This window comes from Bacillus sp. AM1(2019), from assembly GCF_009906915.1.
GTDB classification, from domain to species: Bacteria; Bacillota; Bacilli; order Bacillales; family Bacillaceae; genus Bacillus; species Bacillus velezensis.
Genome location: NZ_CP047644.1, coordinates 1635420 through 1647949 on the forward strand (window position 1 = coordinate 1635420; position 12530 = coordinate 1647949).

At 48.8% G+C, this 12530-nt stretch carries 11 protein-coding genes; all 11 read left to right on the plus strand.

From position 1 onward, the window contains the following. Positions 1-114: 114 nt before the first annotated feature. The 11 genes from GNE05_RS08280 (at position 115) to rlmN (ending at position 12528) form a co-directional block, all read left to right on the plus strand. The gene (locus GNE05_RS08280; RefSeq protein WP_021493704.1) at positions 115-2787 is read left to right on the plus strand and encodes a calcium-translocating P-type ATPase, SERCA-type; all 2673 of its coding nucleotides are present in this window, start codon (positions 115-117) and stop codon (positions 2785-2787) included. A gap of 81 nt (positions 2788-2868) precedes the next feature. Further along, positions 2869-3744 carry a YicC/YloC family endoribonuclease gene (locus GNE05_RS08285; protein ID WP_014417740.1) on the plus strand — a complete coding sequence of 292 codons (876 nt, stop codon included), beginning with the start codon at positions 2869-2871 and terminating at the stop codon, positions 3742-3744. Positions 3745-3820: 76 nt separating this feature from the next. Beyond that, positions 3821-4090 (plus strand): extracellular matrix/biofilm regulator RemA, encoded by a 270-nt coding sequence (gene remA, locus GNE05_RS08290; RefSeq protein WP_003154355.1) that lies wholly within the window; start codon positions 3821-3823, stop codon positions 4088-4090. 7 nt (positions 4091-4097) lie between these two features. Next, a complete protein-coding gene (gene gmk / locus GNE05_RS08295; RefSeq protein ID WP_003154347.1) occupies positions 4098-4712 on the plus strand; it encodes a guanylate kinase in 615 nt (204 codons plus the stop codon). A 3-nt stretch (positions 4713-4715) separates the two neighbouring features. Further along, complete coding sequence (gene rpoZ / locus GNE05_RS08300) at positions 4716-4919, plus strand: DNA-directed RNA polymerase subunit omega (RefSeq protein WP_003154346.1); 204 nt, start codon at positions 4716-4718, stop codon at positions 4917-4919. Between the two features lie 90 nt (positions 4920-5009). Continuing rightward, positions 5010-6230, plus strand: a complete 1221-nt coding sequence (gene coaBC / locus GNE05_RS08305) for a bifunctional phosphopantothenoylcysteine decarboxylase/phosphopantothenate--cysteine ligase CoaBC (protein WP_021493703.1) — start codon at positions 5010-5012, stop codon at positions 6228-6230. Then, positions 6227-8638, plus strand: coding sequence for a primosomal protein N' (gene priA / locus GNE05_RS08310; RefSeq protein WP_039063083.1), 2412 nt, complete (start codon positions 6227-6229; stop codon positions 8636-8638). The genes coaBC and priA overlap by 4 nt, the downstream gene beginning before the upstream one ends. Before the next feature lie 24 nt (positions 8639-8662). Next, positions 8663-9145, plus strand: coding sequence for a peptide deformylase (gene def / locus GNE05_RS08315; protein WP_014417743.1), 483 nt, complete (start codon positions 8663-8665; stop codon positions 9143-9145). A 4-nt stretch (positions 9146-9149) separates the two neighbouring features. Continuing rightward, the gene (gene fmt / locus GNE05_RS08320; protein WP_014417744.1) at positions 9150-10103 is read left to right on the plus strand and encodes a methionyl-tRNA formyltransferase; all 954 of its coding nucleotides are present in this window, start codon (positions 9150-9152) and stop codon (positions 10101-10103) included. Beyond that, positions 10090-11433: a 16S rRNA (cytosine(967)-C(5))-methyltransferase RsmB gene (gene rsmB, locus GNE05_RS08325; protein ID WP_014417745.1), complete on the plus strand. Its 1344-nt coding sequence runs from the start codon at positions 10090-10092 to the stop codon at positions 11431-11433. Before fmt ends, rsmB begins: the two co-directional genes overlap by 14 nt. 3 nt (positions 11434-11436) lie before the next feature. After that, positions 11437-12528, plus strand: a complete 1092-nt coding sequence (gene rlmN / locus GNE05_RS08330; protein ID WP_014417746.1) for a dual-specificity RNA methyltransferase RlmN — start codon at positions 11437-11439, stop codon at positions 12526-12528. The last annotated feature ends 2 nt before the right edge of the window (positions 12529-12530 follow it).

Sequence of the window (12530 nt, forward strand, 5' to 3'; positions counted from 1 at the left end):
ACACCCTTTCCTTCTTCCTGCATTCGATAATTATAGCATGAAAAGGGACGAGTCAGAATAAGCTTGTTTACAGAGTGACATCTCTAAAGCGAGGCAGGGGAGTGGACGAGAAGAATGAAGTTTCATGAAATGGGACAAACCGATTTGCTGAAAGCAACAAATACGTCCATTAAACAGGGGTTGACCGAAAAAGAGGTGAAAAAACGCCTTGAAAAGCACGGACCGAACGAGCTTCAGGAGGGCAAGAGGACACCGGCGATCGCCGTGTTTTTCGCCCAATTTAAAGATTTTATGGTGCTCGTGCTGCTGGCGGCAACCTTAATATCCGGGTTTTTAGGCGAATATGTAGATGCCGTAGCGATTATGGCGATTGTATTTGTCAATGGGGTTCTCGGTTTTTTTCAAGAGCGGCGGGCGGAAAAGTCTTTACACGCATTAAAAGAGCTGTCAACGCCGTATGTGTCAGCGTTGCGGGACGGGAGCTGGAAGAAAATTCAGTCCAAGGAGCTCGTTCCCGGCGATATCATGAAATTTTCAAGCGGCGACCGGATTGGCGCGGATGTGCGGATCGTTGAAGCGAAAAGCCTTGAAATTGAGGAATCGGCGCTGACCGGGGAATCAATTCCGGTGGTTAAACAAGCTGATAAACTGAGAAAGCCGGATGTTTCGTTAGGCGACATCAGCAATATGGCGTTTATGGGTACGATCGTAACGCGCGGCAGCGGTGTCGGCGTCGTCGTCGGTACAGGAATGAATACGGCAATGGGGAAAATCGCCGATATGCTGGAATCCGCCGGCAGCCTTTCAACACCGCTGCAGCGAAGACTTGAAGAGCTCGGAAAAATTTTAATTATCGTCGCGCTCCTTTTAACGGTATTGGTCGTTGCAGTCGGCGTCTTACAGGGACATGAGCTTTACAGCATGTTTTTGGCCGGGGTGTCATTGGCCGTCGCCGCGATTCCGGAAGGGCTTCCCGCCATTGTTACGGTGGCATTATCAATCGGCGTCCAGCGCATGATCAAACAAAAATCAATTGTCAGAAAGCTCCCGGCGGTTGAAACATTGGGCTGCGCCTCTGTCATTTGTTCTGATAAAACCGGCACGCTGACACAAAACAAAATGACCGTCACCCATATGTGGTCAGGGGGAAAAACATTTAAAGTGTCAGGCATCGGCTATGAGCCGGAGGGAGTTTTCACCCGAGATGAGCGGGAAATCAAGCTGAAAGATGAGAAGATTCTTGAACAGATGCTGGTTTTCGGCGCGTTGTGCAACACATCCGAAATCGCACTGAAAGACGGCCATTATGTACTCGACGGCGATCCGACAGAAGGAGCGCTGCTGACGGCTGCAAGAAAGGGCGGCTATTCAAACGATTGGCTCAACGGGCAATACCGCGTGGTTGCCGAGTTTCCGTTTGACTCCGTCCGCAAAATGATGACCGTCATTGTAGAGGATAAGGAAAAAAAGCAGTTCGTCATCACTAAAGGAGCGCCCGATGTGCTGATTGACCGCTCGTCACATCTGATGTACGACGCAAGAAGCGCGCCATTTTCAGGAGAAAAGAAAGCAGAAACGGAAGCGGTTCTGAAAGAGCTGGCGTCGCAAGCTTTGCGTACGATCGCGATTGCTTATAAACCGCTTAAGCCCGGAGAAAAGCCGACAATGGAGCAGGCGGAAAAAAATCTGACGATGCTCGGCTTGTCAGGCATGATTGATCCGCCCCGTCCGGAGGTCAGACAGGCGATTAAAGAATGCCGTGAAGCCGGCATTAAAACGGTTATGATCACAGGGGATCACGTCGAAACGGCAAAGGCCATTGCAAAAGATTTGCGTCTTCTTCCGAAAAAGGGGCGTGTGATGGACGGCAAGACGCTGAATGAGCTTACGGAGAAAGAACTTATCGAAACGGTCGATGATGTCTACGTCTTCGCACGCGTGTCGCCTGAACATAAATTGAAAATCGTCAAAGCGTTCCAGGAAAACGGACACGTCGTCGCCATGACGGGAGACGGGGTTAATGACGCGCCGGCCATAAAGCAGGCAGATATCGGTGTTGCCATGGGCGTGACGGGAACGGATGTGGCAAAGGAAGCCTCTTCTCTCATTCTGGTAGATGATAACTTTGCTACGATTAAATCAGCCATAAAAGAGGGACGGAATATCTATGAAAATATAAGAAAATTCGTCCGGTATTTGCTCGCCTCCAACGTCGGTGAAATTTTAGTGATGCTGTTTGCGATGCTTCTCGCTCTGCCGCTGCCGCTCGTTCCGATTCAGATATTGTGGGTGAACTTAGTCACTGACGGGCTGCCGGCGATGGCCCTCGGTATGGATCAGCCGGAAGGAGATCTGATGAGGCGGAAGCCGCGGCATCCGAAAGAAGGAGTGTTTGCGAGAAAACTGGGCTGGAAAGTCGTATCAAGAGGGTTTTTAATCGGTGCCGCAACCATTTTAGCGTTTATCATCGTCTATCACCGCAATCCTGAAAATCTGCCCTACGCACAGACCGTTGCATTCGCGACTCTTGTCCTGGCTCAGCTTATACACGTGTTTGACTGCCGGAGCGAAACGTCTGTTTTCTCCCGGAATCCGTTTGAAAATATCTATCTGCTCGGCGCCATCATTTCTTCTATCTTCCTGATGGTCATCGTCATCTATTATCCGCCGCTGCAGCCGATTTTCAAAACAGTGCCGATTACGCCGGGCGATTGGATGCTGATTATCGGTATGTCGGGCATACCTACTTTTTTGCTGGCGGGTTCACTTTTGACAAGAAAAAAATAATTCCATATGATATAATCTTAGGGGTAATAGCATGTCTATTGCCCTTTTATTTTGATAACGGGAAAGAATTGGGTGTTTCATATGATACGGAGTATGACAGGCTTCGGCAGCGCAAGCAGCACAAAAGGCGATCTCTCGGCAACCGTTGAATTGAAATCCGTCAATTACCGGTTCAAAGAAGTGAACGCCCGCCTGCCACGGCCTTTGCTATATGTAGAGGATAAGCTGAAACAAACGATATTGCAGCATATACAGCGCGGAAGAGTAGAGCTGTTTCTCACTGTAAACAGTGACGCGCTCATAAAAAGAAGCCTGAACATCGATTGGGAGCTCCTTGATGAATATGTGAGCGCTGCACGCGTTATGAAAGAGCGCTACAGCCTGGCCGCAGAACCCGATGCAATGGATTTCTTTAAATTTGAACATATTGCGCAGATACACGAAGAACAGATGCGTGATGACAAGCTTGAAGAAGTCATCAGGGAAGCCGCTGAGCTGGCTGTAAAGGAACTTTGTGACATGAGGGAAAAAGAAGGACGGCTTTTGGCGGAAGACTGCTTTCTGCACATTGAGCGGCTTGAGACGCTGTCCGAACAGGTGAAAGAGCGCGCTTCAGCCGTTGTTATTCAATACCGCGAGCGTCTTTACGCCCGAATGAAGGAATGGACGGAGGACGCGCTCGACGAAAGCAGGCTGATCACGGAATGCGCCATTTTCGCCGACCGTTCTGATATTACGGAAGAAATTACCAGATTGAAGAGCCATTTTGTTCAATTCCGTGATATATTAAAAGAAGGCGGGGCAGTCGGCCGCAAACTTGATTTCCTTGTTCAGGAGCTTAACCGGGAAGCGAACACGATCGGCTCAAAAGCCAATGATCATCAAATCACAAAGCTTGTCGTTGAAATGAAAAGTTCTATTGAAAAATTGAAGGAACAAGTGCAAAATATAGAATAGCGACTGTGCGTATTGTTTACAGACGGTCTCTTCAGGTTACACTAGAGACGTCTATTTTACAGGGGGAACGTAGAAGATGACGATTAAACTGATTAATATCGGATTTGGCAATATCATCTCCGCCAATCGGATGATTTCGATTGTCAGCCCGGAGTCTGCGCCAATAAAGCGAATGATCCAGGATGCAAGAGACCGCGGAATGCTAATAGACGCTACATACGGACGAAGAACCCGTGCAGTTGTCGTCATGGATAGTGATCACATTATCTTATCTGCCGTCCAGCCTGAGACAGTTGCACACAGACTTTCTGTGAAAGAAGAAATTATGGATGAAGGGCAGGGGTAATTGCCGCATGAAAGAAAGAGGGTTATTAATCGTTCTCTCAGGTCCCTCCGGAGTTGGAAAAGGAACGGTTCGGCAAGCAATATTTTCACAACAGGACACGAAATTTGAATACTCAATTTCAGTCACGACGAGAAACCCGAGAGAGGGCGAGGTCGACGGCGTCGATTATTTCTTTAAATCAAGAGATGAATTCGAACGCATGATTGAAAACAACAAACTGCTTGAGTGGGCGGAATATGTCGGCAACTATTACGGAACGCCCGTTGATTATGTCGAACAGACGCTTCAAGAAGGAAAAGACGTCTTCTTAGAGATTGAAGTGCAGGGCGCGCTCCAAGTGCGTAATGCATTTCCGGAAGGCCTGTTTATCTTCTTAGCGCCGCCGAGTCTTTCTGAGCTGAAAAACAGAATCGTGACAAGAGGGACTGAAACCGACGATTTAATCGAAAACAGAATGAATGCCGCAAAAGCTGAAATCGAAATGATGGACGCGTATGATTATGTCGTTGAAAACGACGATATCCAAACGGCTTGTGATAAGATTAACGCAATCGTTCTCGCCGAGCACTTAAAACGTGAACGCGTCGCTCCGAGATATAAGAAAATGCTGGAGGTAGAATAACTTATGTTAGATCCGTCAATTGACTCTTTAATGAATAAATTAGATTCTAAATATACGCTGGTGACCGTGTCTGCAAGACGCGCGCGTGAAATGCAGATCAAAAAAGACCAGCAGATTGAACATACCATTTCTCACAAATATGTAGGCAAAGCTTTAGAAGAAATTGACGCGGGCCTGCTTTCGTTTGAAAGAGAAGACAGCGAATAACAAGCACACGTAGCAACCTATCTCTACATAGGTTGTTATTTTTTTCCGTTTGGGATTTGTCCAATGCTTTCATAAAGGGGAGAAGACTTCATGAAAAACCGAAACATTTTGCTATGCGTAAGCGGAGGAATTGCCGTTTATAAAGCTTCCGCACTCACGAGCAAGCTGGTTCAGGCCGGCGCAAACGTCAAAGTGATTATGACTGAGTCCGCGCGTGAGTTTGTTTCTCCGCTGACATTTCAGGCGCTGAGCCGGAATGAAGTGTATACAGATACATTTAATGAACAAAATCCGAAGGTGATTTCTCATATTGATGCCGCTGACTGGGCGGATTTAATTATTGTCGCGCCCGCTACGGCAAATATCATCGGCAAGCTTGCCAACGGAATTGCTGACGATATGCTCACAACGACGGTGCTGGCGGCTGAGGCCCCGGTCTGGGTGGCGCCTGCGATGAATGTCCATATGTATGATCATCCGGCGGTGAAACGGAACATCTCTGTGCTTTATCACGACGGGGTCCGCTTTATCGAGCCGAGTGAAGGCTATTTGGCATGCGGATATGTCGGCAAAGGAAGGCTGGAGGAGCCGGAGCTTATTGTTGAGCGTGTCAGAGAGCATTTTAAGGAGCCTGAAGACGATGCGCCGCTGAAAGGAAAACATATTGTCATTACGGCCGGTCCGACGCGCGAAGCCGTGGACCCTGTCCGCTTCTTCACAAATAAATCCACCGGCAAAATGGGCTACGCCGCCGCTGAAGCCGCCGTCCGTCTCGGGGCGCGGGTGACGCTGATTTCAGGCCCGGTGTCAATAGAGCCGCCAGTCGGACTGTATCAGTTTCTTCCTGTGCAATCGGCAGCCGATATGAGAGAAGCCGTGCTTTCTGTGTTTGATTCATGCGACATGGTGATTAAGACGGCGGCCGTGGCCGATTTTACGCCGGCGGCTGTTTCTGATCACAAAATGAAGAAGAACGACGGTTCGCTCGTGATCGAATTCAACCGTACGGCAGACATACTGAAAGAACTCGGCGAACGGAAAACACACCAGCTGCTGGTCGGATTTGCGGCTGAAACGCAAGACGTCGAACGCTATGCGCGCAGAAAACTCGAACAGAAAAACCTTGATATGATCGTTGCGAATGATGTGAAAGCGGAAGGGGCCGGATTTGGCACGGATACGAATGTCGTCACGTTCTATTTCCGGGACGGAAGAAAACGGGAGCTTGCGCTTATGTCTAAACTTGACGTTTCCTTTGAAATGCTGAAGGAAATGACCGCTTTGAAAGCCGAGGACCGAAAACCGGTATGAATGTAGCAGAAGTCATTGTCGATGTCAGCTCCAAAAACATTGACAGACCCTTTGATTACAAAATTCCCGATCATTTAAAAGGGATGATCGAAGTCGGCATGCGGGTGATTGTCCCGTTTGGCCCGCGCAAGCTTCAAGGATTTGTGACCGGTTTGAAAGATTCGTCTGAATTAAACGGCGGCTCAATGAAGGAAGTCGAGAAGCTTCTTGATTTGACGCCCGTTCTGACTGAGGAACTGATGCAGCTGTCTTCATGGCTTTCTGACAAAACGCTGTCGTTTAAAATCACGGCGCTTCAGGCAATGCTGCCTGCCGCACTGAAGGCGAAGTACGAGAAAGAGCTGAAAGTCGTTGACGAAGAAGCGCTGACACCGGACATCAAACAGCTTTTCAGGAATCAAAAAAGTCTTCTGTACTCGGATATTACCGATGAAAGCATTCTTTCGTCACTTCAGAAATTCGTGCGCAAAGGAAGCATTGATGTCACATATAAAGTCGCCCAAAAAACGAATAAAAAAATGATCCGCATGATCGAAGCGGGGGCAGACAAAGAAGAACTCGCCCGGCACGCAGATTCATTGACAAAGCAGGCTTCTAAACAGCTCGCCGTGCTTACTTATTTTATCGGCGGGGGAGCAAAGATTTCCGCGGCCGAGCTTTGCAAAAAGACCGATTCCAGTTCCGCGACGCTGAAAACGCTTCTTAAAAAGGGGCTTCTTACGGAAAGCTTTGAGGAGGTTTACCGCGATCCTTATCAGGACAGAATGTTCAAAAAAACAGAGCCGCTCTCTCTTACAGAAGAGCAGCAGGCCGCTTTTGAGCCGATTAAACAAGCCGTAGCCGATCATGTCCATCACGTCTTTCTGCTTCACGGCGTCACGGGAAGCGGCAAGACGGAAATTTACCTGCAATCCATTGAAAAAGTGCTGGCAAAAGGACAAGAAGCTATCGTGCTCGTTCCGGAAATCTCGTTGACACCGCAAATGGTCAACCGTTTTAAAGGCCGCTTCGGCTCACAGGTTGCGGTCATGCACAGCGGGTTATCCACAGGTGAAAAATACGATGAATGGCGGAAGATTCAGCGCAAGGAAGTCCGGCTTGTCGTCGGAGCCAGATCGGCCATCTTTGCCCCGTTTGAAAATCTCGGCATGATCATTATTGATGAAGAGCACGAATCTTCCTATAAGCAGGAGGAAATGCCGCGGTATCATGCAAAGGACGTAGCCATCCGCCGGGCCGAGCATCACAGCTGTCCGGTCGTCCTCGGGAGCGCCACCCCGACATTGGAATCATTTGCGCGGGCGAAAAAAGGCGTTTATGAGCTGCTACCGTTAAAACATCGCGTAAATCGCCAGCTCATGCCTGACGTTTCTCTCGTTGATATGAGAGAAGAACTGAGAAACGGCAACAGATCAATGTTTTCAAGAGAGCTGATGGAACAGCTGGAAGAGAAGCTTGCAAAAAAAGAGCAGGCTGTCCTTTTCCTGAATAAACGGGGGTATTCCTCGTTTGTGATGTGCCGGGACTGCGGTTATGTGCCGCAATGTCCGCATTGCGACATTTCAATGACTTATCACCGCTACGGACAAAGGCTGAAATGCCATTACTGCGGCCATGAGGAACCTGTCCCGGGAACATGCCCGGAATGCGGCAGCGAACATATCCGCTTTTTCGGCACAGGCACGCAGCGTGTGGAGGAGGAGCTTACCAAAGTGCTGCCTCAGGCGCGCGTGATCAGGATGGATGTGGACACCACTTCAAGAAAAGGCGCCCATGAAAAACTGTTGTCAGCGTTCGGTGAAGGGAAGGCGGATATCCTGCTCGGTACGCAAATGATCGCAAAAGGGCTTGATTTTCCGAACGTGACGCTCGTCGGAGTATTAAGCGCAGATACGACGCTTCACATCCCTGATTTCAGGGCTGCGGAGAAGACATTCCAGCTGCTGACGCAGGTAAGCGGACGGGCCGGGCGGCATGAAAAGCCGGGAACGGTGGTCATTCAAACGTATACACCGTCTCATTACAGCATTCAGCTGACGAAAACGCACGACTATGAAACTTTTTTTCAGCAGGAAATGGCGCACAGACGGGCCCAGTCATACCCGCCTTATTATTACGTGGCGCTGGTGACCGTTTCTCATGAAGAAGCGGCAAAAGCCGCGGTCACCGCAGAAAAGATTACAAACTATTTAAGAGCGGGATGCGGGCCTGATACGAAAATTCTCGGGCCGGCGGCTTCCCCGATCGCCAGGATCAAAGATAGATATCGCTATCAATGCGTGATAAAATACAGACAGGAAAACGAGTTGCAGATTCAGTTGAAAAAGATACTGGAGCACTATAAACGCGACATTGCGCAAAAGCATGTAATGATTTCAATCGATATGAATCCGTACATGCTGATGTAACATTAGTTTTTGGAGGGCAAAATTTTGGCTGTGAAAAAAATCGTCACACACCCGGCGGAGGTTCTGGAAACACCTGCCGAAGAAGTGACAGTGTTTGATAAAAAATTAAAAAAACTGCTTGATGATATGTACGATACGATGCTCGAAATGGATGGCGTCGGCCTCGCCGCGCCGCAAATCGGCATTTTAAAAAGAGCGGCCGTCGTGGACATCGGTGAAGAAAGCGGCCGGATCGACCTTGTAAATCCGGTTATTCTTGAAAAGAGCGGTGAACAGACCGGAGTCGAGGGCTGCTTAAGCTTTCCCGGGGTTTACGGCGATGTCACCCGCCCGGATTACGTAAAGGTAAAAGCCTATGACCGTAAAGGAAAACCGTTTATTTTAGAAGCGGAGGGTTTTTTGGCCAGAGCCGTTCAGCATGAAATGGATCATTTAGACGGCATTTTATTCACATCAAAAATTACGGCTTACTACACTGAAGAAGAACTGGCAGAAATGGAAGGATGATTGGATGACAAGGATCGTTTTTATGGGAACGCCCGACTTTTCAGTTCCCGTCCTGCGCACGCTTATTGAAGACGGATATGAAGTGGTTGGTGTCGTTACGCAGCCTGACCGCCCGAAAGGCAGAAAAAAAATCATGACGCCCCCTCCTGTAAAGGCTGAAGCTGAACGTCACGGCATTCCCGTGCTTCAGCCCGAAAAAGTAAGGCTCGAAGAAGAAATAGAAAAAGTGCTCAGCCTGAAGCCGGACCTGATTGTTACGGCGGCATTCGGACAGATCCTCCCCAAGCAGCTGCTGGACGGCCCGAAATACGGCTGTATCAACGTACACGCGTCACTATTGCCTGAATTAAGAGGCGGAGCGCCGATACATTATTCGATTCTCCAAGGCAAGAAGAAAACGGGCGTGACGATCATGTATATGGTTGAAAAGCTTGATGCGGGCGATATGATTTCTAAAATCGAAGTGGAAATTGATGAAACGGATAACGTCGGCACGCTTCACGACAAATTAAGCATAGCGGGGGCAAAGCTTTTGTCAGAGACCGTTCCGAACGTCATTTCCGGGAATATTAAACCGATCAAACAGGACGAATCAAAAGCGACTTACGCGCCTAACATTAAGCGTGAGCAGGAGCGGATTGATTGGGCAAAGCCCGGAGAAGAGATTTACAACCAGATCAGAGGTTTAAACCCTTGGCCTGTCGCCTATACAACTTTGAACGGTCAAACTATTAAAGTATGGGCTTCTGAAAAAGTTGCGGCAAAAACTGAAGCTGCGCCCGGAACAGTCATCCGCACGGAGCAAAACGGCATTGTCGTCGCATCAGGAAACAGCACAGCCCTTTTAATCACTGAGCTGCAGCCGGCGGGAAAAAAACGGATGAAGGGCGAAGATTTTGTAAGAGGCAAAAATGTGCAGCCCGGTGACGTGTTAGGAGAAGCAAATGAAGAAAATTAATGTCCGGGAGCTCGCCCTCGAAGCGCTTGAGAAGCTTGAGCAAAATCAGGCATACAGCAACCTGCTTCTTACATCGGTTATCAAAACGAACACGCTCAGCGATCAGGACAGAGGGCTGCTGACAGAGCTTGTCTACGGAACGCTGCAAAATAAAATCGCCTTAGACTTTATGCTGAAGCCTTTTATCCGCAAGCCGAATAAGGTGAAGCCGTGGGTGATTCAGCTGCTTCGTCTGTCCGCGTATCAAATGGAGTATTTAGAAAAAATTCCGGATCGCGCCGCCATCCATGAAGCGGTTGAAATCGCCAAAAAACGCGGGCATAAGGGCATTGCGTCCTTTGTCAACGGCATCCTCCGCTCCCTGCAGCGTGAGGGGGCGCCGTCATTCGCTGAAATTGAAGACCCGGTTCTCCGTCTTTCTACAGAGACAAGCCATCCCGAATGGCTCGTAAAAGAGTGGGTCGAGGCGTACGGCTTTGAGGCGGCTGAAAAGATCTGCCGGATTCATCTCATTCCGCCGAAGCAGACGCTCCGTGTCAATCACATAAAGAGCGACAGGGAAACGGTGCTGAATGAGATGGAGAATGCCGGTCTGGAAGCGGAAGCCGGAGACCTTTCTCCTGATGCGATTAAGCTTTTAAAAGGAAGCATCGCGAACACGGCATTTTTCCAAAACGGCCGGGTATCCATACAGGATGAAAGCTCAATGCTTGTCGCGCGGGCGCTGGACCCGAAGCCGGGCGAAACCGTTTTAGACGCATGCGCCGCACCGGGCGGAAAGTCGGCTCACATTGCGGAACTGATGGAGAACGAGGGGAGCCTCACATCGCTTGATCTTCACCGCCATAAAGTGAAGCTGATTAAAGAGGGCGCAGAACGGCTCGGACTTACGATCATCGACGCACAAACGATGGATGCGCGGAAAGCGGGAGAGGCCTTTGGCGCAGAACGGTTTGACCGTATTCTCGTTGATGCCCCTTGCTCAGGTTTCGGCGTCATCAGAAGAAAACCCGATATGAAATATACGAAGACGCCGGAGGACAGCAGACGGCTGTCAGAAATCCAGCTCGGCATTTTAAGGGAAATCGCCCCATTAGTAAAAAAAGGTGGCACACTCGTATACAGTACGTGTACAATGGACCGGACAGAAAATGAAGAAGTTATGCATGCGTTTATACAAGAACACCCTGAGTTTGAACCCGATTTGTCTCTTGAAAAGCGGCTGCCTGAAAAGGCGAGACCCTTTGTTCAGGATGGAAGCCTTCAAATTCTTCCGCATTATTTCGGAACAGACGGTTTCTTTATTAGCAGCATGAGAAAGAAGGGATAAAAAATGACACAATTAAAAAAGACAAGCGTACGGAAAGAGCTGCGGACTGAGCAGCCGTCCATTTACTCTTTTGAATTAGATGAAATCAAACAATGGCTGACTGAGAATGGCGAAAAGCCGTTCCGCGCGGCACAGATTTTTGAATGGCTCTATGAAAAGCGGGTTTCTTCATTTGATGAAATGACAAACCTCTCAAAAAGCCTGCGTGAAAAACTCGAGAGCCATTTTGTGCTGACAACGCTGAAAACGGCTGTAAAACAGACATCTCAAGACGGCACGATGAAATTTTTATTTGAGCTTCATGACGGTTATACGATCGAAACGGTTTTAATGAGACACGAGTATGGTAATTCTGTATGTGTAACGACACAGGTCGGCTGCCGGATCGGCTGCACATTTTGCGCGTCAACGCTCGGCGGTCTGAAACGGAATCTTGAAGCGGGAGAAATCGTCGCTCAAGTCGTGAAAGTGCAAAAGGCGCTTGATGAAACGGATGAACGCGTCAGCTCAGTCGTGATCATGGGAATCGGTGAACCTTTTGATAACTTTAACGAAATGCTCGCTTTCTTGAAAATCATTAACCACGATAAAGGGCTGAACATCGGAGCGCGTCATATCACAGTTTCCACCAGCGGAATCATTCCGAAGATTTACGATTTCGCCGATCAAAAAATGCAGATCAATTTCGCGATTTCTCTGCATGCTCCGAATACGGAAATCAGAAGCCGTCTGATGCCGATTAACAAAGCCTATAAGCTTCCTGACCTTATGGAGGCCGTCAAATATTACATCGAGAAAACAGGCAGACGGATCAGCTTTGAATACGGGCTGTTCGGCGGCGTAAATGATCAGGTCGAACATGCAGAAGAGCTTGCAGAACTGTTAAAAGACGTGAAATGCCATGTCAATTTAATTCCGGTAAACTATGTGCCTGAACGGGATTACGTCCGCACACCGAGAGATCAGATTTTCGCATTCGAAAAAACGTTAAAATCCCGCGGTGTAAATGTCACGATCAGAAGAGAGCAAGGCCATGACATTGACGCGGCCTGCGGTCAGCTTCGCGCGAAGGAGCGTCAAGACGAGACGAGGTGAAG

Excerpts from the sequence above, each read along its gene's own strand:
- GNE05_RS08280 (WP_021493704.1), top strand. The coding sequence starts at position 115 with ATGAAGTTTCATGAAATGGGACAAACCGATTTGCTGAAAGCAACAAAT.
- GNE05_RS08285 (WP_014417740.1), top strand. The coding sequence starts at position 2,869 with ATGATACGGAGTATGACAGGCTTCGGCAGCGCAAGCAGCACAAAAGGC.
- remA (WP_003154355.1), top strand. The coding sequence starts at position 3,821 with ATGACGATTAAACTGATTAATATCGGATTTGGCAATATCATCTCCGCC.
- gmk (WP_003154347.1), top strand. The coding sequence starts at position 4,098 with ATGAAAGAAAGAGGGTTATTAATCGTTCTCTCAGGTCCCTCCGGAGTT.
- rpoZ (WP_003154346.1), top strand. The coding sequence starts at position 4,716 with ATGTTAGATCCGTCAATTGACTCTTTAATGAATAAATTAGATTCTAAA.
- coaBC (WP_021493703.1), top strand. The coding sequence starts at position 5,010 with ATGAAAAACCGAAACATTTTGCTATGCGTAAGCGGAGGAATTGCCGTT.
- priA (WP_039063083.1), top strand. The coding sequence starts at position 6,227 with ATGAATGTAGCAGAAGTCATTGTCGATGTCAGCTCCAAAAACATTGAC.
- fmt (WP_014417744.1), top strand. The coding sequence starts at position 9,150 with ATGACAAGGATCGTTTTTATGGGAACGCCCGACTTTTCAGTTCCCGTC.
- rsmB (WP_014417745.1), top strand. The coding sequence starts at position 10,090 with ATGAAGAAAATTAATGTCCGGGAGCTCGCCCTCGAAGCGCTTGAGAAG.
- rlmN (WP_014417746.1), top strand. The coding sequence starts at position 11,437 with ATGACACAATTAAAAAAGACAAGCGTACGGAAAGAGCTGCGGACTGAG.